Consider the following 21,396-nt stretch of genomic DNA (forward strand, 5'->3'; position numbering starts at 1 on the left):
ACCCGACATGAAATATGCATTGGGGCCGGTACTCTATTACTGGCCGAAACCGGATATCGAAGCCTTTTACCAGGCGGCGTGCGACAGCAGCGCCGATATCATTTATCTGGGCGAGACCATTTGCAGTAAACGCCGCGCCATGAAAACCGGCGATTGGCTGTCGCTTGCCAAAGCGGTGGCGTCCGCCGGCAAGCAGGTGGTGATTTCCACGCTGGCGCTGATTCAGGCGCCATCGGAATTAAGCGAGCTGAAACGTTATCTGGACAACGGCGAGTTTCTGCTGGAGGCGAACGATATCGGCCTGGCGCACCTCGCGGCGGAACACCGGCTGCCGTTTGTCGCCGGTCCCGCCTTGAATTGCTATAACGCCTATACCCTGCGCATCCTGCACCGCCAGGGCATGGTGCGCTGGTGTATGCCGGTGGAGCTGTCCAGGGAATGGCTGGGCAATATTCTGGCGCAATGCGACGAGCTCGGTTTTCGCGGCAGGTTTGAAGTGGAACTGTTCAGCTACGGCCACCTTCCCCTGGCCTATTCCGCCCGCTGTTTTACCGCGCGTTCGGAAAACCGGCCGAAAGACGAATGTGAAACCTGCTGCATTAAGTATCCGCAGGGGCGCGAGGTCTTGTCGCAGGAACAGCAGCGGGTATTCGTCCTCAACGGCATCCAGACCCAAAGCGGCTATTGCTATAACCTGATTAACGAACAGACCTCCATGCAAGGTATGGTGGATGTGGTACGGCTGTCGCCGCAGGGAATGGATACCCTCGCCATGCTGGAGCGTTTTAGGGCCAACCAGCAGGGACAGCAGCCCCTGGCGCTGGCGCGCGACAGGGACTGCAACGGCTACTGGCGGCGTATCGCCGGGCTGGAACTGGTGGAGTAGCGGGCGTCCCCAAGGCGTGCGCCGCGGATTCGGCGGTCGATAACCCTACAAATATTAGTAGTATCGGAAAGCGGAAAATTGGGTAATACTCATAGTTATCATTAGCCCGCAAAGCTATGGGCGACGACTGACTGTGAGTTTACTTATGATTAAACAACAACCTATCGCTTTTTCGCTGCTCGACCTGGCGCCGGTACCCCAGGGCTCCACGCCCCGGCAGGCGTTTGAATGCTCGCTTGATCTCGCCCGCCACGCCGAGGCCTGGGGCTATCATCGTTACTGGGCGGCCGAGCACCACAATATGACCGGTATCGCCAGTGCCGCCACCGCGGTGCTGCTGGGCTATATCGCCGGCGGCACCACCACGCTGCGGGTAGGCTCCGGCGGCGTGATGCTGCCGAACCATTCGCCGCTGGTGATTGCCGAACAGTTCGGCACGCTGGCAACCCTTTACCCCAAACGTATCGATCTGGGCCTGGGACGCGCCCCGGGCACCGATCAGCGTACCATGATTGCCCTGCGCCGCCATTTGGCCGGCGAGGTGGATAATTTCCCGCGCGACGTGCAGGAGCTGTTGGGCTATTTCGACGACGCGAAGCCGGGCCAGCCGGTGCAGGCCGTGCCGGGACAGGGATTGCATGTGCCAATCTGGCTGCTGGGCTCCAGTCTGTACAGCGCCCAGCTGGCGGCGGCATTGGGGCTGCCGTTTGCCTTCGCCTCGCATTTCGCGCCGGACCTGTTGTGGCAGGCATTGGATCTCTACCGCCGGAATTTCAAACCGTCCGCCTCCCTCGAACAGCCTTACGCCATGGTGTGTATCAATGTGGTGGCCGCCGACAGCGAACGCGACGCGCGTTTCCTGTTTACCTCCATGCAGCAGCAGTTCATTAACCTGCGCCGCGGCCGGCCCGGCCCGCTGCCGGCGCCGGTGCAGGACCTCGACGCGTTATGGTCGCAAGGCGAGCAATATGGCGTGGAACAGGCGCTGCGCATGTCGGTGGTGGGCGATCGCGATCAGGTGCGCGCCGGGCTGCAGGCGATTATCGATAAAACCGGCGCGGATGAGCTGATGATCAATGGCCAGATTTTTGATCACCAGGCCCGGCTGCGCTCGTTTGAGCTGGCGATGGCGGCGCGGTCGGCACTGACGGCGTAATCGCTTGTTAAATCCCACCTGACCCTGCCCCCCGAGCCGGGTTGCCTTCAGCCATAAAAAAACCCGCCGCAGCGGGTTTTTTTATCATTCAGCGATTATGCATCGCGGCGACGCGTGGTCGGCGCGGCGGCGGCATCGCCTTCGCGACGCGGCCCGCGCTGGCCGTCACGGCTGCCGCTGAAACGACGTTCCGCCGGCGCGCCGCCTTCACGGCTGCCGCTGAAGCTGCGACGACCGGCGGGAGCACCGTTGCCGCCTTCACGACGTTCGCCGCCAAAGGCGCCACGCGGCGCACCGGCACCGGCACCGCCGCCACGGCGTTCACCGCGCGGCGCGGCCACTGCTTCGCCGACAAACTGCATGTTCATCGGTTTATTCAGGATGCGCGTACGGGTGAAATGCGACAGCATATCGCCCGGCATGCCTTTCGGCAGCTCAATGGTGGAGTGGGAAGCAAACAGCTTGATATTGCCGATATAGCGGCTGCTGATATCGCCTTCGTTGGCAATGGCGCCCACGATATGACGTACTTCAACGCCGTCATCACGGCCCACTTCAATGCGGTACAGATCCATTTCGCCAACGTCGCGACGTTCACGGCGGGCCGGACGTTCGCCACCGCGATCGGCGCCTTCAGGGCGACGTTCGTCACGATCGCGGAACTCGCTGCGCGGACGACGATTAATGACCGGATCAGGCGGCAGGATCAGCGGGCGTTCGCCCTGGGCCATTTTCAGCAACGCGGCGGCCAGCGTTTCCATATCCAGCTCTTCCGCCGGCTGCAATTTAGCCAGCAGCGCGCGGTACATATCCAAATCGCTGCTTTCCAACTGGGCCTGGACCTTGGCGGCGAATTTAGCCAGGCGACGCTGGCTCAGGACGTCACCGGTCGGGATTTCCACTTCCGGAATGGTCAGCTTCATGATGCGTTCGATATTACGCAGCAGGCGGCGTTCGCGGTTTTCAACAAACAGCAGCGCACGGCCGGCGCGGCCCGCACGGCCGGTACGGCCGATACGGTGAACGTAGGACTCAGAATCCATCGGGATATCGTAGTTCACGACCAGGCTGATGCGATCAACATCCAGGCCGCGCGCCGCGACATCGGTGGCAATCAGGATATCGAGGCGGCCGTCCTTCAGGCGGTCCAGCGTTTGCTCACGCAACGCCTGGTTCATATCGCCGTTCAGCGCCGCGCTGTTGTAGCCGCTGTGCTCCAGCGCTTCCGCCACTTCCAGCGTGGCATTTTTGGTGCGCACGAAGATGATGGCGGCGTCAAAGTCTTCCGCTTCCAGGAAACGGACCAGCGCTTCATTCTTACGCATGCCCTGCACCGTCCAGTAGCTCTGGCTGATGTCCGGACGGGTGGTGACGCTTGATTGAATGCGCACTTCCTGCGGGTCGTTCATAAAACGACGGGTAATGCGGCGAATCGCTTCCGGCATGGTGGCCGAGAACAAGGCGGTCTGATGCTTGGCCGGGATCTGCGCCATAATGGTTTCGACGTCTTCGATAAAGCCCATGCGCAGCATTTCATCGGCTTCGTCCAGCACCAGTCCGCTTAATTTGGACAGGTCGAGGGTGCCGCGTTTCAAATGGTCGAGCAAACGACCGGGCGTGCCCACCACCACCTGCGGACCCTGGCGCAGGGCGCGCAGCTGCACGTCATAACGCTGGCCGCCGTACAGCGCCACCACGTTAATGCCTTTCATGTGCTTGGCAAAATCGGAAATCGCTTCCGCGACCTGCACAGCCAGCTCACGGGTCGGCGCCAGCACCAGCACCTGCGGTACAGCCAGTTCGGCATTGATATTGTGTAATAAAGGCAGGGCAAACGCGGCGGTCTTGCCGCTCCCGGTTTGCGCCATACCCAAGACGTCGCGTCCCGCGAGCAGCTGCGGAATACATTCTAACTGGATCGGCGATGGTTTTTCATAACCCAGGTCGGTCAGGGCGTTCAGGATGGGGGTGGAAAGCCCCAGATCGGCAAAATTAATTTCTGCTTTGGTTTCAACTTCAGACATGTACACGTGCCTCATTTCATCATGGCGGCCAGTCTACATACCTCGTCGTGAAAACATTCATTCATTTTCATCAAAAGTGTGAACCGGCTCAAATTGGATTTAAAACGAACAAACAAGCCCTCACCCTTGCAGATGATAAAAAAGGTAATGGGCTGAATAGTTTAGTTCGTCAGCTATTGCTGGTCCGATTCTGATAGGTCGTCTTGCCCTTGGCCTAAGAGCGCCAATTCCAACAATGCATAGCGGTGCTCAACAAAGTTATGTACGTTGTTAGCGACCGTCAGTTTGAACAGCGCCGAAGCGGAGTTCTTGTCCCCCAGACTTAGGTAATGCTTACCTAAATAGAAGTCAGTTTCACTGAGATGCTCGGCGAGCGAAGTGTTATCCGTTGCGTCCGCCTTAAGGCGCTCCATCAGCGTAGTTTCACTGATGTCCCCCAGGTAGAACTCGACAATATTCCATCCCCATTGCCCCCTGTTCGCTTTTTTATAGCGCTGAGTCAGCGCGTCTTTGGCTTTGTTGGTATCGATTTGTTTCTCAACCAGATAAAGCCACAGCGAACGGAAAGGATCATTTGGGTCGTCGCGATAAAACGCCTGCAGATCATCCTGCGCCAAACGGTAGCGGCCTCCATAATACAAGGCAATGCCACGGTTTAAATACGCGTAGTTGTAAGTTGGATCAAGCTCTAGTACAGAATCAAACGCTTCATAGGCAGCATCAAAATTGCCTGCCTGCGTCAAATAAATGCCGAGATAGTTAAAAACCTCAGGCATATCAGGCCGGATAGCCAACGCTTGTGAAAAATCATTTCGCGCCAGCGCTCTCAACCCGAGACTATCATACAGCACTCCGCGCTCATATAATAGCTGTGCTCGTTCATCATCGGTTAGTGCCCGGCTCGCCAGGATTTGTTCCATGCGTGCCAGGATGACTTCCTGTTGTAACGTCGGCTGTAATGGCACAGCTAAAACGTCATCTTTACGCCAATCAATGTTGCTGCATCCTGCCAGCATAAACGCCATCGCAACGAACCACCAGCGCAAGTAAGGCCTCATTTCCCACTCCCGAAGAAAAACATTGGATGAACGTCCTGTCCCCCATCGGCTTAACACAAGGCGTCCCGCCCTTGTGATACGAACAGCTCCCTACCCGGTAAGGAGCTGTAAAATGCGCTAACAGTTATTCTACTCTAATTCCGTGCTGATTATTCTACTTCCGGCACAACCTGATCCTGCCCGGGCGCGGTCGCTTCCTTGATGCTCAGGCGCACACGCCCCTGGCGATCGACTTCCAGGACCTTAACCGGGACTTCCTGACCCATCTGCAGGAAGTCGGACACTTTCTCCACGCGCTTGTCGGCGATTTGCGAGATATGCACCAGACCTTCCTTGCCGCCGCCGATGGCCACAAACGCGCCAAAATCAACGATACGGGTCACTTTACCATTATAGATGCGGCCCACTTCGATTTCAGCGGTAATCTCTTCGATACGACGAATGGCATGACGGGCTTTTTCACCATCGGTCGCCGCCACCTTCACCGTACCGTCATCTTCGATTTCGATGGTGGTGCCGGTTTCTTCGGTCAGCGCGCGGATAACCGAGCCGCCTTTACCAATCACGTCCTTGATCTTGTCGGGACTGATTTTAATGGTATGGATACGCGGCGCGAACTGGGAGATATCGCCGCGCGGAAGGCTGATAGCCTGTTCCATCACGCCCAGGATATGCAACCGGGCGCCTTTGGCCTGGTTTAACGCCACCTGCATGATTTCGCGGGTGATGCCTTCAATCTTAATATCCATTTGCAGCGCGGTCACGCCTTCACGGCTGCCGGCCACCTTGAAATCCATGTCGCCAAGATGATCTTCGTCGCCCAGGATATCGGACAGGACCACAAAATTGTCGCCTTCCTTCACCAGGCCCATCGCGATGCCGGCAACGGCCGCCTTGATAGGTACCCCTGCGTCCATCAAGGCCAATGACGCGCCGCAAACGGAGGCCATGGACGAAGAACCGTTGGATTCCGTAATTTCCGATACCACACGCACGGTATACGGGAATTCACTCGCTTTAGGCATTACCGCCAGCACACCGCGTTTCGCCAGGCGGCCATGGCCGATTTCGCGACGTTTCGGCGAGCCGACCATACCGGTTTCGCCAACGCAGTACGGAGGAAAGTTATAGTGTAGCAGGAAACGGTCGGTACGCTCGCCGGTCAGCTCATCAATGTTCTGGGCGTCGCGTTCGGTGCCGAGGGTGGCGGTCACCAGCGCCTGGGTTTCGCCGCGGGTAAACAGGGCGGAGCCATGGGTGCGCGGCAGTACGCCGGTACGGATATCCAGGCCGCGGATCATGTCTTTTTCGCGACCGTCGATACGCGGTTCGCCACGCAATACGCGGCTACGGACCACGGTTTTTTCCAGGCTGCCCAGCAGTTCCTTGATGTCGCCTTCGTCGAGGGTGTCGTCCTCGGCCTGCAGCGCGGCAACCACATCGGCCTTGATGGCGTTGACCTGGGCGTAGCGCTCAAGTTTTTCCGTAATATGGTAAGCATCGCCCAGGCGGCCTTCAGCCAGTGCGGCAACGCGGCTTTGCAGCGCGGCGTTGACTTCCGGGGCATGCCATTCCCATTTCGGTTTGCCGGCTTCGGCAACCAGGGCATTGATATTGTCGATGACAATCTGCTGTTGTTCGTGGCCGAACACCACCGCGCCCAGCATTTCGTCTTCGCTTAGCAGCTGCGCTTCGGACTCAACCATCAGCACGGCGTTCGCGGTGCCGGCGACCACCAGGTCCAGACGGCTTACGGCCAGTTCGGCCATGGTCGGGTTCAGGACGTACTGGCTATCGATATAACCGACACGCGCCGCGCCGATCGGGCCGCTGAACGGAATGCCGGACAGACTGAGGGCGGCGGAAGCGCCAATCATCGCCACGATATCCGGGCTTACCTGGGGATTGACCGATACCACGGTGGCAATCACCTGGATTTCATTGAGGAAGCCTTCCGGGAACAGCGGGCGAATCGGACGGTCAATCAGACGGGAAATCAGGGTTTCGCCTTCGCTGGGACGGCCTTCGCGACGGAAGAAGCCACCCGGGAAACGCCCGGCGGCATACGTTCTTTCCTGGTAGTTCACGGTCAGCGGGAAAAAACTCTGTCCCGGCTTGGCCTGCTTGGCCCCGACCACGGTAACGAATACCGCGGTGTCGTCCATGCTGACCATCACGGCGGCGGTCGCCTGGCGAGCCATCATACCGGTTTCGAGGGTGACGGTATGTTGGCCGTATTGAAACTTGCGCACGATCGGATTTAGCAAAATGATATCCTTTTTCAGGGTGAGCATAATCAGAAAAACTCACCGATGACTAACCCATCTTCTTATCGCATCCTCGCGACTAATGACAATCCTTACCCTGCGGATAAAGTCTCTCATTAGCCGCGCGTATGTCAGCAATTGAAGAATCTACTTAAGCAACAACGCATTACCGGGAAAGGTTATTGCTCCCTAGAAGAAAGGGGCCACATAAGGCCCCTTTCTACCGAAACTGTCTGGCTTAGCGACGCAGGCCCAGGCGCTCGATCAGGCCGGTGTAACGTGCGACATCTTTACCTTTCAGGTAGTCAAGCAGCTTACGACGCTGTGAAACCATACGCAGCAGGCCACGACGGCTGTGGTGATCTTTTTTATGTTCCGCAAAATGGCCTTGCAAATGGCTGATTTGAGCGGTCAAAAGAGCAACCTGTACTTCGGTGGAACCGCTATCGTTGGCATCACGGCCGAAATCAGTAACAATTTTAGCTTTCGCTTCAACACTTAGAGACATTATAACACTCCAGATTTATTGTGAAATACACAGGCGCCGATCTCTAATTCAGCAACCCCATTCATAAGCCGCGCTATTCTACTCTTAGCGCACCCCGATCGCAAGGCGCGCACTCAATCAAACGCGCGGTTCGGCCACCAGCCGCCGGGGGGCGACCAGGCCGGTTTCGGTGATTTCCCCCACGCCGAAAAAGCGCCGTTCCACCCCTTCGGTCAACCGGACCATACCCGTCCGCGCCGCATCGGCCGTGGCGACCGTTTGGCCCATTCTGACCAGGCCGGCGGCGGCCGGCGGCAAATTGAGCTCGGGCATATCATCCACCGCGCTGTCCATCGGCAGCAGCAGGCTGTCAAGCGCGGCGAGGGTGGCCGGCGCCAGCGGATCGGCGGCGGCCAGTGCCTGCAACTGTTCCAGCGTGACCATGCGCTCCGCGGGATAACGCGCCACCGCCAGGCGGCGCAGGACAATCACATGGGCGCCGCAGCCCAGCATTTCGCCCAGATCGTCGACGATCGTGCGAATATAGGTGCCTTTCGAGCAATGGATTTCCAGCTCGACGCTATCCTGATCCCAGCGGATCAACTCCAGCGCATACAGGGTAATCAAACGCGTGGGACGGGGTACATCTATTCCCTGGCGCGCATATTCATACAGCGGTTTGCCCTGGTATTTCAGCGCCGAATACATCGAGGGCGTTTGCGGCGTTTCGCCGCGAAAGCGCGCCAGGGCCTGCTCCAGCCGGACCTGATCGATTGCCACCGGGCGCTCGCTGATGATAGTGCCCTCGGCATCGGAGGTATCGGTGCGCTGGCCCAGCCGGGCCACCACCCGGTAGCGCTTGTCCGCATCAAGCAGATGCTGGGAGAATTTAGTCGCTTCCCCCAGGCAAATGGGCAGCATACCGGTGGCGAGCGGATCCAGCGCGCCGGTGTGCCCGGCTTTATTGGCGTGGAACAGCCGCTTAACTTTTTGCAGCAAATCGTTGGAGGAGAGGCCCATCCCCTTGTCCAGCAATACGATGCCGTCAATATCGCGGCCGCGACGACTTGGGCGGCCCATCAGTCTTCCTTGCCCTCGCCGCCCTCGTCGGGTTCGGCTTCGCTGCGGCGGGCGCGATCTTTTTGCACCACCTGGCTGACCAGGTTGGACATGCGCATGCCTTCCACCAGCGAGTTATCGTAGGAGAAGGTCAGTTCCGGCACGACGCGCAGGCGCATGGCCTTGCCCAGCAGGCTGCGGATAAACCCGGAGGCGTCCTGCAGCGCGGTGATGCCGATTTTTATCTGCTGTGGTTCGTTATCATTAAGGAAGGTCACGAACACCTTGGCGTAGGCCAGGTCGCGCGACACTTCCACGCCGGAGACGGTGGCCATGCCGACGCGGGGGTCCTTGATTTCGCGCTGCAGGATGATGGCAATTTCTTTTTGCATTTCCTGGGCGACGCGCTGGGTTCGGCTATATTCTTTTGCCATTATAATTTCTCCAGACAAAACAGGGGGCATAAGCCCCCTTGCATCAATAAATGTTCGCGGCGGTTTACTCGATGGTGCGTTGAATCTCGATGGTTTCGAAGACTTCAATCACATCACCCGGACGGACATCGTTGTAGTTCTTCACGCCGATACCACATTCCATGCCGTTGCGCACTTCGTTGACGTCATCCTTAAAGCGGCGCAGGGATTCCAGCTCGCCTTCGTAGATCACGACATTGTCGCGCAGCACGCGGATACGGTTGTGACGCTTCACCACGCCTTCCGTCACCATACAACCGGCGATGGCGCCGAACTTCGGCGAGCGGAACACATCGCGCACTTCGGCCAGACCGATGATTTCCTGGCGATATTCCGGGGCCAGCATACCGCTCATGGCCTGTTTGACTTCATCAATCAGGTCATAGATAACCGAGTAGTAGCGCAGGTCCAGGCTTTCCGCTTCAACCACCCGGCGGGCGGAGGCATCGGCACGAACGTTGAAGCCCAGGATGATGGCGTTGGACGCCGCGGCCAGGGTGGCATCGGTTTCGGTGATGCCGCCGACGCCGGAGCCGACAATCTTGACCTTAACCTCAGCGGTGGACAAGGCTTCGAGAGCATCGCAAATCGCTTCGGTGGAGCCCTGAACGTCGGCTTTCAGCACGATATTCAGCTCGGAGACTTCGCCTTCGGTCATATTGGCGAACATATTCTCCAGCTTGGACTTCTGCTGGCGCGCCAGTTTGACTTCGCGGAATTTGCCCTGACGGTATAAGGCCACTTCCCGCGCTTTCTTCTCGTCACGCACCACCGTGGCTTCATCACCCGCGGCGGGCACGCCGGACAGGCCGAGGATCTCTACCGGGATGGAGGGGCCGGCCGAGGAGACTTCACGTCCCAACTCGTCGCGCATCGCGCGCACACGGCCGTACTCAAAGCCGCACAGGACGATATCGCCTTTATTGAGCGTGCCTTCGCGCACCAGTACGGTCGCAACCGGGCCGCGGCCCTTATCCAGGAAGGATTCAATCACCGCGCCGCTGGCCATGCCGTTGCGGATGGCTTTAAGCTCCAGCACTTCGGCCTGCAGCAGGATAGCGTCAAGCAGTTCGTCGATACCGACGCCGGATTTCGCCGACACGTTGACGAACTGGCTTTCGCCGCCCCATTCTTCCGGGATCACGCCGTACTGGGTTAACTCGTTCTTCACCCGATCCGGATCGGCTTCGGGTTTGTCGATTTTATTCACCGCCACCACGACCGGCACCTTCGCCGCCTTGGCGTGCTGAATGGCCTCGATGGTCTGCGGCATCACGCCGTCGTCAGCGGCCACGACCAGCACCACGATATCCGTCGCCTGGGCGCCGCGCGCACGCATGGCGGTAAACGCCGCATGTCCGGGGGTATCCAGGAAAGTGATCATGCCATTCTCGGTTTCCACATGGTAGGCGCCGATATGCTGGGTGATGCCGCCGGCTTCGCCTGCCGCCACTTTCGTGGAGCGGATATAGTCGAGCAACGAGGTCTTACCATGGTCGACGTGACCCATAATGGTCACCACCGGCGCGCGGGGTTCGGCCGCCGCGTCGATATCGCGGTCGCTCATCACCATTTCTTCGAGTTCATTCTCGCGGCGCAGGATAACTTTATGGCCCATTTCCTCGGCCACCAGCTGCGCGGTTTCCTGATCGATAACCTGGTTGATGGTCGCCATGGCGCCGAGTTTCATCATCGCCTTGATAACCTGGGAACCTTTCACCGCCATTTTATTGGCCAGTTCGGCAACGGTGACGGTTTCGCCAATCACCACATCGCGGTTAACGATCTGGGCGGGCTTATTAAAGCTCTGCTGCAGCGTGCTTGGCTTGCGCTTGCCTTTACGGCCCACGGCGCGCGCTTCTTCACGGTCGGCCTTGGATTCGGACAGACGGCTGGTCTTTTTCTGTTTGGTCGCCTTGCCGCCGCGCGTGCGGGCGCGACGCTCACCTTCGACCTTACGGTCGTTTTCATCTTCCGCCTCGCGGGCGTGATGAGAGGTGGTGACGTGATAGTCACTGGCATCTTCTTCCGTCGGTTCCGGCGTGGCAACCCAGGTGCCGCCGTTTTCTTCCGCCATCCGCTTGGCTTCTTCGACGGCGAGGCGTGCACTTTCTTCAACCTTGCGACGCGTTTCCTCTTCCGCTTTACGTCTAAGCTCAGCGGCCTCGGCTTCACGGCGGGCTTTTTCGACCGCCTGTGGTGACTTAGTCATATTATTGGTCTGCTGGTTGGTCAATTTTTCACTTTCCGCTGCCACACGCTTCGCTGTATCAGCGGCCTCACGTTTGGCTTTATCGTCGGCCGCACGTTTTGCTTTTTCTTCGGCTTCATGCTTGGCTTTTTCAGCGGCTTCATGCGCAGCACGCTCTTCAGCCTCACGAAGGGCCAGTTCTTCCGCTTCACGTTTAGCCAGCTCTTCCGCTTCCGCCTGTTCGGCAGACTGGGGATCGCGTTGCACGTACGTGCGTTTCTTGCGGACTTCTATTTGCACCGATTTACTTTTACCGCCTGTACTCGGAATATTCAAGGTACTGCGGGTTTTACGCTGTAAAGTGAGTTTATTCGGCGCGCTGCCCCGCTCACGGTTCAGGTGCGCTAATAACGTTTGTTTTTCATGCTGGGTCACAGAATCGGCTTCGGTCTTGTCGATACCAGCATCAGCAAACTGCTGTACCAGGCGATCGACCGGAGTCTGAATTTCTGCGGCGAGCGATTTTACGGTTACATCTGTCATGCTGTTCCTTTCCTGCTACAGTTTATTACGCGTTGTCGCCAAACCAACAGATATTGCGCGCGGCCATAATCAGCTCACCGGCTTTTTCACTACTCAGCCCTTCAATATCTGACAGGTCATCGACACCCTGTTCGGCAAGATCTTCCAGCGTACAAACACCGCGCTCCGCCAGCTTGAACGCCATTTCGCGCTCAAGCTCCGGTAGACTTAACAGGTCTTCAGCCGGCTTGCCCCCGCCGCGATTCTCTTCCTGCGCCAGGGCGAGCGTGGTCAGGGCGTTTTTCGCCCGCTCACGCAACGCTTCTACCATTTCTTCATCAAGCCCTTCGATTTCCAGCAGTTCCTTCATTGGGACATACGCGAGTTCTTCCAATGAGGAAAAGCCTTCTTCAACCAGTACCGTGGCGAATTCTTCATCAATGTCCAGATACTTGGTGAAGATATCGATGGCGGCATGGGCTTCGGCCTGATGTTTCTCCTGCAGATCCTCGACGGTCATCACGTTCAGCTCCCAGCCGCTTAGCTGCGAGGCCAGGCGGACGTTCTGCCCGTTACGGCCGATGGCCTGGGCCAGGTTGCCGGATTCCACCGCGATATCCATCTGGTGCTTGTCTTCATCGACCACGATGGAGGCCACGTCGGCCGGGGCCATGGCGTTGATGACAAACTGCGCCGGATTATCATCCCACAGGATGATATCGATACGTTCGCCGCCCAATTCGCTGGACACCGCCTGTACGCGCGCGCCGCGCATACCGACACAGGCGCCGACCGGATCGATACGCTTGTCGTTGGTTTTCACGGCGATTTTAGCCCGTGAACCCGGATCGCGGGCGGCGGCCTTGATCTCAATGACCTCTTCGCCGATTTCCGGTACTTCGATACGGAATAATTCTATCAGCATTTCTGGGCGGGAACGGCTCACAAACAGCTGGGCGCCGCGTGCTTCCGGACGTACTGAATAAAGAACACCGCGGATACGATCCCCGGGGCGGAAGTTCTCGCGCGGCAGCATGTCTTCACGGCCAATCACCGCTTCGGCGTTGCTGCCCAAATCGAGGCTGATATTGTCGCGATTGACTTTTTTCACTACGCCGGTGACGATTTCGCCTTCATGCTGGCGGAACTGATCCACGACCATGGCGCGTTCGGCTTCACGCACTTTCTGGACGATAACCTGTTTAGCGGTTTGGGTCGTGATGCGGTCAAATACCACGGATTCAATTTCGTCCTCGACGTAACCGCCTAATACGGCCGCCGGATCTTCAAACTGCGCCGCGTCAAAGGTGATTTCGCGCGTCGGCTGCGTGACTTCATTCACGATGACCCAACGGCGAAAGGTTTCGAAATCGCCGGTTTTCCGATCGATATTGACACGAACCTCAATCTCTTGCTCGTATTTTTTCTTTGTTGCCGTAGCCAGTGCAGTTTCCAGCGCTTCAAAAATTTTTTCGCGCGGAACCGCTTTCTCATTGGAAACTGCTTCAACAACAGCCAGAATTTCTTTATTCATCCTAGTTGCCTCATTAAAACGTTAAAAGTGGGGTACCAGGTTCGCTTTCTGGATGTTGCTTAAAGCGAACACTTCATCTTTTCCTTCCACCGTCACCGTGATCATTTCGCCGTCAACCGTTTTAATGATTCCCTGCCATTTGCGACGGTTTTGCACCGCAATGCGCAAAACCACGCTGACTTCTTCACCGATGAACTGCGTATAATGCGCGGCGGCGAATAACGGACGATCGAGACCCGGAGAAGACACCTCGAGGCTGTAGGCCACTTGGATCGGATCCTCGACGTCGAGCACCGCGCTGACCTGGCGGCTGACATCAGCACAATCATCGACGGTGATACCCTTGTCACTATCAATATAGATGCGTAACGTTGACTGCCGGCCCCGGATGAATTCTATGCCTACCAGCTCATAGCCCAAGGCTTCCACCGGTGCGGCGATCATCTCAGTCAATTTTTGTTCTAATGTGGACAAGCCCACCCCCAAGACATAAAAAAAGGGCTAAAAAGCCCAGTATTTCTGTAGTTTAATAACAAAAAACCCCGAAAATTCGGGGCTTTTTGCGACTGGGACCCTGTAAGCCGCAAAGCGGCTTTACAACATTCCATAGAATCTTTTTTCAAACGCCGCTGCGATATCAAACAGTATAACGTACTGGGCAGTATATTTGAAAAAGAACTCTAAGGGAAAGTGGTTGCGGGGGCCGGATTTGAACCGACGACCTTCGGGTTATGAGCCCGACGAGCTACCAGGCTGCTCCACCCCGCGTCTGAAAACGTTGCAAATATTACGCCGATAACCATAAAAAAGCAAGTTATCATTACATAACAAACGGTAACGTTGAGCAAAAGATCCCGCCAATCTCATGTATTTACGGCCTTTTAAGGGCCATAGCGTTTTTTTCCTAGCGGAAAATGACGCCGGCAAACCACCGATACTGCAACGCCTGGTAGAAACCGCACGCGGCTGACGTTAGCGATTGGGGAGGCAGAGTATTTCATAACACCGGCGGTCGGGCAAGCCTTCTTTCAGCGCGCGCCGACATCCGGTGATGGGAAGAGAGCGTCGACCCGCGGGGGAAAAGCACAGCGCGCGCGGCTATGCTTTTCCCGGCCAACCATCACAGGCAATACCGCGAGAGTCATGGCTTATCAAATAGCTTGCGCAGCTCTGCCACGCTCTTGCCGGCATCGTGGACCGTTGGTCCCGCGCGCCCAACCGGCGCATTAACGGCGCCGTTATTAACGCCCCCGGCAATGGTGGACTCAGTACCCGCCGTCCGGTTTGGAACCGCTACTGACCTGGCGTTGCTAAGCCATGGCGGACGCGGCGGGACCACCGGCTTTTCAGGCGCGCGCGCCGCAGATGCCGGTTCGCCGGGCGGCGTGACGTTCCGGTGAAGCGCCGCAGGGGTAAACCAGGGCTTATAGGTATCCGTTCTGGGGTCATATGCCACCAGGCTATTGATCGCCGATTCGTACTTCGGCGTTACCAATGCCTTCCTCACCGACGGTTGGTTCAACTGGTCAGCGATAAGCTGCGCGGTGCGCATCTTCACGACGTTGAGCTTGTCGTTCACGGTCATTATTGCGCATAACTCAGCCAGGCTGCCGAAGATTGCTTTGGGATCCTGCAAAACCTCCCTTAGCGCGCCGAGTACCTCGCCGCTGTGGCTATCCCGGCTATCCAGGGTCAGCCCGGTAATGGTCATCGCGGTACCCGGGATAGTCTCCGGCTGTATGAAGCTAATGGTGTGTCCGGTAATCTTGATATTGCCGGAGGCAAAAAGGGGACTGCCGGGGTTATTGATTAAATAGTCCCTGATTTCTTTACCATTGACTGCCAGTGAATCGCCGTCATTCAGCAAGGGGCCGATAACATGGTCAGGCCGCACGGTCCTATAGACCGGCTTGGTGAGCATATCCCTAGCGCTTGCATGGGAAGAGCGGCGCGCGGCGGCGGCTATCCTCTTGCCGGCGATGGCGAGTTTATCCAACAGACGCGCCATGCCATGTCCAACCGCCCAGGATGTTTGTTTAATACCGGAGCGCAGCGTCAGCAGTGAATTCTTTGCCCCGGAGAGTTTACCGACAAACGCGGAACCCATGTTTTTTAGCGCCCGCCCGGCGGCGGCGGCGTCGATTTTATCTTGCTCAGTGCGCGTTAACCGCTCTTGCCAACCCCTGTATTCCGGGGGCTGTTGCCCTGGCGTAAAGGATACTGTTGTCATTTTACTCCCCCACTTTTTCATTAAATGCTCGGATGCATTTTGGCGACAATACTCTTGGCGCGATCCGCCATCCCGGCCCAAAGCCGGCCATGTAAAATTATTTCGCTGCTAATTTCTCATATCGCATGGGCGTATAATTGTATAAATCGCTTATGGTCAAATGAATGCCGGCACGGGAAAGAGGGGTGTCATTCAAGGGGGAAGATTAGGGTAACATCGAATTGAAGAAGGGTAAGCCTGTTTGCCCGCCGGTTTGACGGTGCTTAAAAAGCAAAAAGACGTCCAGCGACGTCTTCTATTTAAACTTGGTACCGAGGACGGGACTTGAACCCGTAAGCCCAATCGGGCACTACCACCTCAAGGTAGCGTGTCTACCAATTCCACCACCTCGGCACTGATTTTTTCACATCCGCTGCATTGCGCAACCAGTTATCTTTTTATCCGGCTGGTTACCGGTTATTTTCAGGTATTACTTAACGCCGTGACGCTATTGTGAGATACCGGCATTTCTGCACACCGACATCTCTGGACACCCGCACTTGGGCATACCAGCATTTGCTCACTCCGGCGTGTTTCTTTTCGCCCGTCGCTTCAGATAAAACGGTACCTATTACTGCGGGATATCGTTATTCGGTTTCGCCGGCGCTTCGGACGGTGCCTTTTGCGCTTGCGGAGCCTGGTTCAAATTATCCCACTCGCTGCCTTTCTGGCTGTGGCTGCCGCTAAGGTTGCCCAACACCAGACTGAGGATAAAAAACAGCGTTGCCAGCACGGCCGTCACACGGGTCATGAAGTTACCGGAACCGCTCGAACCGAACAGGGTCGCGGAAGCGCCTGCGCCGAAAGAGGCCCCCATATCAGCACCTTTACCTTGTTGCAGCATAATCAGCGCAACCAGCCCGACAGCTATCAACAGGAATATGACTAACAGAGCTTCGTACATAATCTTTTCAGTATCCTTGCGGGTTAAACCGCGCGTTAGGCTATGGCCCCAATCCGGTTGTCACAATCTCCGACTGGAGCGGGTGTGAATACTAACTAAAGCCGTTAAGTCGTGCAAGGGCAAATTGCGGCTAACGCGCTGATTGCGGAAAAAAACGTCATCCGCGCAGCGGGAAGCGCGCTTGCCCGCGCGCCATGCCGCTTAATCCGCCGCTTTTACCGCATCGGCAATAAGATGCGCCAGGCGGTTAACTTGTTCCGCGTCCTCCCCCTCCACCATAACCCGGATCAGGGGTTCGGTACCGGATTTACGCAGCAGCACCCGGCCCCGCCCCGCCAGGGCTATCTCGACGTCCGCCTGCGCCTGTTTTACCGCCGCCGATTCCAGCGGGTCGCCGATGCCGGCAAAGCGCACATTCACCAGGATTTGCGGCAGCAGACGCATGCCGCTGCACAGATCGTGCAGGGTCATATGATTGCCCACCATGGCGGAGAGAACCTGCAATCCGGCGATAATGCCGTCGCCGGTGGTGGTCTTATCCAGCAGGATCACGTGGCCGGAATTTTCCGCGCCGATGCGCCAGCCCTTCTCCTGCATTTTCTCCAGCACGTAACGGTCGCCTACCTTGGCGCGCACAAACGGGATACCCAACTGCCTAAGCGCCAGTTCCAGCCCCATATTGCTCATCAGCGTACCCACCACGCCGCCGCTGAGCTGGCCCTGGCGCAGTTTTTCCCGGGCGATGATATAGAGGATCTGATCCCCGTCCACCTTGTTGCCCAGGTGGTCGATCATAATCACCCGATCGCCGTCGCCGTCATAAGCAATGCCAAGATCGGCCTTGTCTTCCAGCACGCGCCGCTGCAACAGGCGCACGTCGGTGGCGCCGCACTCCTGGTTGATATTCATGCCGTCCGGCTGGCAGCCTATGGCCACCACCTGCGCCCCCAGTTCGCGCAGCACGCTTGGGGCGATGTGGTAAGTGGCGCCGTTGGCGCAATCCACCACGATTTTTAATCCCTTCAGGCTGCTGTTGCTGGGAAACGTGCCTTTGCAGAACTCGATATAGCGGCCCGCCGCGTCGACAATGCGGCTTGCCTTGCCCAGCTCGGCGCTTTCCACACAGGTCAGGTTTTTTTCCAGCTCGGCTTCGATGGCCTCCTCCACCGCATCCGGCAGCTTGGTGCCGTCGATGGAGAAAAATTTGATGCCGTTGTCGTAATAGGGATTATGGGAGGCGGAAATGACAATGCCCGCTTCCGCCCGGAAGGTACGGGTCAGGTAGGCAATGGCCGGGGTGGGCATCGGCCCGGTAAAGGCGGCGGACAATCCCGCCGCGGCCAGCCCCGCCTCCAGCGCCGACTCCAGCATATATCCCGAAATGCGCGTGTCCTTGCCGATAATGATTTTACGCGAACCATGTCGCGCCAGTACCTTGCCCGCCGCCCATCCCAGCTTCAGCACAAAATCAGGGGTAATGGGGCTTTCGCCGACCTTGCCGCGAATACCGTCGGTGCCAAAGTATTTATGGTTACTCATACAAATAGTGATTCCTTCGCTAAAAGAGTCGCGGTGACGATTTGCATCGCCTCGACGGTTGCCTTGACATCGTGGACGCGAATTATCTGCGCGCCCTGCATGGCGGCAATCACCGCGCAGGCCACGCTGCCGATAACGCGTTGTTCCGCGGGCGCCTGGGTAAGTTGGCCTATCATGGATTTGCGCGACATCCCCACCAGGAGCGGCAGGCCGAAATGATGGTAATCCCCCACCCGGGCCAGAAGGCGGTAATTATGCGCCAAATCCTTGCCGAAACCGAAACCCGGATCGAGCAATAGCTTGTTTTTCGGGATTCCCGCCGCCACGCAGTCGGCGATACGCCCGGCGAAAAAGCGATCTACCTCCGCCAGGACATCGTCATAATGCGGCGCCTGCTGCATGGATCGCGGTTCACCCTGCATGTGCATCAGGCAAACCGGCAGTCCGCTGTCGCGGGCCGCCTCCAGGGCGCCAGGATCGCGCAGGGCGCGGATATCGTTTATCAAATGGGCGCCCGCCGCCGCGCTCTCGCGCATCACCAGCGCGCGCGAGGTATCCACCGAGATTGCCACATCCAGCCGCTGCGCCAGCGCGCTGACGACCGGCAGCACGCGGTCAGCCTCTTCCTGGTCGCTTACCGGGGCGGCGCCGGGCCGGGTGGATTCCCCGCCGATATCAATCAGCGTCGCGCCGGCCGCAACCATGGCCTGCGCATGGGCCAGCGCCGCGTCAAGCCGGCGATACTTGCCGCCGTCGGAAAAGGAGTCCGGCGTGACGTTCAGGATCCCCATCACCTGCGGGGAACCCAGATCGAGTACGCGCTGGCCAAGCTGAAGTTGCATACGATTTTCTCCTTTGAGCAATACGTGGTGCGAATCGGCGTCCTGGCGTCATCGTCGTTAAAAACATAATGGGAAGAGGCCGGAATACGGCCGCGGGCATATCTTAGCATTGCGATGCGCATTAGGACACCGGCAGGAGCACAACGCGACCAGGGACGCGCGCCGGCCGGCCAGGCATAAAAAAGCCCCGGCTGCTGAGCCGGGGCTGTTGGAGGAGAGTACGGGCACCACGCTTTGTTTAGGCGCTTAGTTGTTGCCGAACTGCTCCGACATGGTGTTGCCGGTCGGGGTGTTGGGTTCATCCACCGGCGTCGGCGCTTTAGGCGTGCCGCCGTTGTCGGAGGAGTGATTGCTCGGCGAATCATCCCAGCCCGCGGGCGGACGCACTGCTTTACGGCCCATTAAATCGTCGATTTGCGGGGCGTCGATGGTTTCATATTTCATCAGGGCATCCTTCATCGAATGCAGGATATCCATATTTTCCATCAGCAGAGTGCGCGCCCGGGCATAGTTGCGTTCAATCAGGGATTTCACCTCCTGGTCGATAATACGCGCCGTCTCATCGGACATATGCTTGGCCTTAGCCACCGAGCGGCCCAGGAACACTTCGCCTTCTTCCTCGGCGTAAAGCAGCGGCCCCAGCTTTTCGGAGAAGCCCCACTGGGTCACCATATTGCGCGCAATGGACGTTGCCACCTTGATATCGTTGGACGCGCCGGTGGAAACCTTCTGCACGCCGTAAATGATTTCCTCAGCAAGACGGCCGCCGTACAGCGTGGAGATCTGGCTTTCCAGCTTCTGGCGGCTGGCGCTGATGGCGTCGCCTTCCGGCAGGAAGAACGTCACGCCCAGCGCGCGGCCGCGCGGAATAATCGTCACCTTATGCACCGGATCATGCTCGGGCACCAGGCGACCGATAATGGCGTGGCCCGCCTCGTGGTAGGCGGTGGATTCCTTTTGCGCTTCGGTCATCACCATGGAGCGGCGTTCGGCGCCCATCATGATTTTATCCTTGGCCTTTTCAAATTCCACCATCGAGACCACGCGTTTGCTGCCCCGGGCGGCAAACAACGCGGCCTCATTGACCAGGTTGGCCAAATCGGCGCCCGAGAAACCGGGGGTGCCGCGGGCAATAACCGACGGGTCCATATCAGTGGACAACGGTACCCGGCGCATATGGACTTTCAGGATCTGCTCACGGCCGCGCACATCCGGCAGGCCGACGACCACCTGGCGGTCAAAACGGCCGGGACGCAGCAACGCCGGGTCCAGCACGTCGGGACGGTTGGTCGCCGCGATAACGATGATGCCTTCATTGCCTTCGAAGCCATCCATTTCCACCAGCATTTGGTTCAGGGTCTGTTCGCGTTCGTCATGACCGCCGCCCAAGCCCGCGCCGCGCTGGCGCCCCACCGCATCGATTTCATCGATAAAGATGATGCATGGCGCGGCTTTCTTTGCCTGTTCAAACATGTCGCGCACACGCGACGCGCCGACGCCGACAAACATTTCCACGAAATCCGAGCCGGAAATGGTGAAGAACGGGACTTTGGCTTCACCGGCAATGGCCTTGGCCAGCAGGGTTTTACCGGTCCCGGGCGGCCCGACCATCAGCACGCCTTTAGGGATTTTCCCGCCCAGCTTCTGAAAGCGGCTCGGTTCACGCAGGTAATCGACCAGTTCGCTGACTTCTTCTTTTGCTTCGTCGCAGCCCGCAACGTCGGCAAAGGTGGTTTTGATCTGATCTTCAGTCAGCATCCGGGCCTTGCTCTTGCCGAAGGACATCGCCCCCTTGCCGCCGCCGCCCTGCATTTGACGCATAAAAAAGATCCAGACGCCTATCAGCAACAGCATCGGGAACCAGGAAATAAAGATCGAGGCCAGCAGGCTTGGTTCTTCCGGCGGCTCACCGACGACTTTAACGTTCCGGGTCAGCAGGATATCCAACAACTTGGGATCATTGACCGGGATAAACGTGGTATAGCGGTTACTGTCTTTCTTGGTAACGTTAATTTCACGTCCGTTAATTCGCGCTTCCCGAATCTGATCCTGATTTAATTCAGACATAAAGGTAGAGTAATCCACCTTACGGCTATTGGACTCGCTGGGCCCGAAGCTCTGAAATACAGACATCAGCACTACTGCGATGACCAACCAGAGAATCAGGTTTTTCGCCATGTCACTC

17 protein-coding genes and 2 tRNA genes are annotated in these 21,396 nt (G+C 57.8%); 3 read left to right on the forward strand and 16 right to left on the reverse strand.

What is annotated here, in order from left to right:
* Positions 1-7: 7 nt before the first annotated feature.
* Together ACL2XM_RS17460 and ACL2XM_RS17465 are read left to right on the forward strand one after the other, a co-directional pair.
* Complete coding sequence (locus ACL2XM_RS17460; protein ID WP_413731300.1) at positions 8-886, forward strand: U32 family peptidase; 879 nt, start codon at positions 8-10, stop codon at positions 884-886.
* A gap of 145 nt (positions 887-1,031) precedes the next feature.
* Complete coding sequence (locus ACL2XM_RS17465) at positions 1,032-2,042, forward strand: luciferase-like monooxygenase (RefSeq protein WP_413722096.1); 1,011 nt, start codon at positions 1,032-1,034, stop codon at positions 2,040-2,042.
* Between the two features lie 95 nt (positions 2,043-2,137).
* On the opposite strand, the gene ACL2XM_RS17470 is transcribed toward ACL2XM_RS17465, so the two are convergent.
* The 12 genes from ACL2XM_RS17470 to ACL2XM_RS17525 form a co-directional block, all read right to left on the reverse strand.
* Positions 2,138-4,066: a DEAD/DEAH family ATP-dependent RNA helicase gene (locus tag ACL2XM_RS17470; protein WP_413722095.1), complete on the reverse strand. Its 1,929-nt coding sequence runs from the start codon at positions 4,064-4,066 to the stop codon at positions 2,138-2,140.
* Between the two features lie 173 nt (positions 4,067-4,239).
* On the reverse strand, positions 4,240-5,124 hold the full coding sequence (nlpI, locus tag ACL2XM_RS17475) for a lipoprotein NlpI (RefSeq protein ID WP_410016506.1): 885 nt from the start codon (positions 5,122-5,124) through the stop codon (positions 4,240-4,242).
* Positions 5,125-5,273: 149 nt separating this feature from the next.
* The gene (gene pnp / locus ACL2XM_RS17480) at positions 5,274-7,391 is read right to left on the reverse strand and encodes a polyribonucleotide nucleotidyltransferase (protein WP_410016507.1); all 2,118 of its coding nucleotides are present in this window, start codon (positions 7,389-7,391) and stop codon (positions 5,274-5,276) included.
* A 238-nt stretch (positions 7,392-7,629) separates the two neighbouring features.
* Positions 7,630-7,899 (reverse strand): 30S ribosomal protein S15, encoded by a 270-nt coding sequence (gene rpsO, locus ACL2XM_RS17485; RefSeq protein ID WP_331123068.1) that lies wholly within the window; start codon positions 7,897-7,899, stop codon positions 7,630-7,632.
* A 117-nt stretch (positions 7,900-8,016) separates the two neighbouring features.
* Positions 8,017-8,958, reverse strand: a complete 942-nt coding sequence (gene truB / locus ACL2XM_RS17490) for a tRNA pseudouridine(55) synthase TruB (RefSeq protein ID WP_413722094.1) — start codon at positions 8,956-8,958, stop codon at positions 8,017-8,019.
* Positions 8,958-9,371: a 30S ribosome-binding factor RbfA gene (rbfA, locus tag ACL2XM_RS17495; protein WP_410016509.1), complete on the reverse strand. Its 414-nt coding sequence runs from the start codon at positions 9,369-9,371 to the stop codon at positions 8,958-8,960. Before rbfA ends, truB begins: the two co-directional genes overlap by 1 nt.
* A gap of 64 nt (positions 9,372-9,435) precedes the next feature.
* Positions 9,436-12,144, reverse strand: a complete 2,709-nt coding sequence (gene infB / locus ACL2XM_RS17500) for a translation initiation factor IF-2 (RefSeq protein ID WP_410016510.1) — start codon at positions 12,142-12,144, stop codon at positions 9,436-9,438.
* Between the two features lie 25 nt (positions 12,145-12,169).
* Entirely contained in the window at positions 12,170-13,657 is a 1,488-nt protein-coding gene (gene nusA / locus ACL2XM_RS17505) for a transcription termination factor NusA (protein WP_410016511.1), read from the reverse strand.
* Positions 13,658-13,678: 21 nt separating this feature from the next.
* Positions 13,679-14,131 (reverse strand): ribosome maturation factor RimP, encoded by a 453-nt coding sequence (gene rimP / locus ACL2XM_RS17510; protein ID WP_410016512.1) that lies wholly within the window; start codon positions 14,129-14,131, stop codon positions 13,679-13,681.
* Positions 14,132-14,348: 217 nt separating this feature from the next.
* Positions 14,349-14,425 (reverse strand) — tRNA-Met (locus ACL2XM_RS17515).
* Positions 14,426-14,798: 373 nt separating this feature from the next.
* Positions 14,799-15,887 carry a hypothetical protein gene (locus ACL2XM_RS17520; protein ID WP_413731301.1) on the reverse strand — a complete coding sequence of 363 codons (1,089 nt, stop codon included), beginning with the start codon at positions 15,885-15,887 and terminating at the stop codon, positions 14,799-14,801.
* Positions 15,888-16,193: 306 nt separating this feature from the next.
* Positions 16,194-16,280, reverse strand: a tRNA-Leu gene (locus ACL2XM_RS17525).
* Between ACL2XM_RS17525 and ACL2XM_RS17530 the strand changes: the two genes are divergently transcribed.
* On the forward strand, positions 16,255-16,383 hold the full coding sequence (locus tag ACL2XM_RS17530) for a hypothetical protein (protein WP_410016514.1): 129 nt from the start codon (positions 16,255-16,257) through the stop codon (positions 16,381-16,383). The two genes, ACL2XM_RS17525 and ACL2XM_RS17530, sit on opposite strands and share 26 nt — an antisense overlap.
* A 114-nt stretch (positions 16,384-16,497) precedes the next feature.
* Here ACL2XM_RS17530 and secG read toward each other — a convergent pair whose 3' ends face one another.
* The 4 genes from secG to ftsH all read right to left on the reverse strand — a co-directional run bounded on the left by secG (position 16,498) and on the right by ftsH (position 21,389).
* On the reverse strand, positions 16,498-16,830 hold the full coding sequence (gene secG / locus ACL2XM_RS17535) for a preprotein translocase subunit SecG (protein ID WP_410016515.1): 333 nt from the start codon (positions 16,828-16,830) through the stop codon (positions 16,498-16,500).
* A gap of 201 nt (positions 16,831-17,031) precedes the next feature.
* A complete protein-coding gene (glmM, locus tag ACL2XM_RS17540; RefSeq protein WP_410016516.1) occupies positions 17,032-18,369 on the reverse strand; it encodes a phosphoglucosamine mutase in 1,338 nt (445 codons plus the stop codon).
* On the reverse strand, positions 18,366-19,211 hold the full coding sequence (gene folP, locus ACL2XM_RS17545) for a dihydropteroate synthase (protein ID WP_413722092.1): 846 nt from the start codon (positions 19,209-19,211) through the stop codon (positions 18,366-18,368). Before folP ends, glmM begins: the two co-directional genes overlap by 4 nt.
* Before the next feature lie 246 nt (positions 19,212-19,457).
* Positions 19,458-21,389, reverse strand: a complete 1,932-nt coding sequence (gene ftsH / locus ACL2XM_RS17550; RefSeq protein WP_410016518.1) for an ATP-dependent zinc metalloprotease FtsH — start codon at positions 21,387-21,389, stop codon at positions 19,458-19,460.
* Between the last annotated feature and the right edge of the window lie 7 nt (positions 21,390-21,396).

The organism is Sodalis sp. RH20, assembly GCF_047324205.1.
GTDB lineage: Bacteria > Pseudomonadota > Gammaproteobacteria > Enterobacterales > Enterobacteriaceae > Acerihabitans.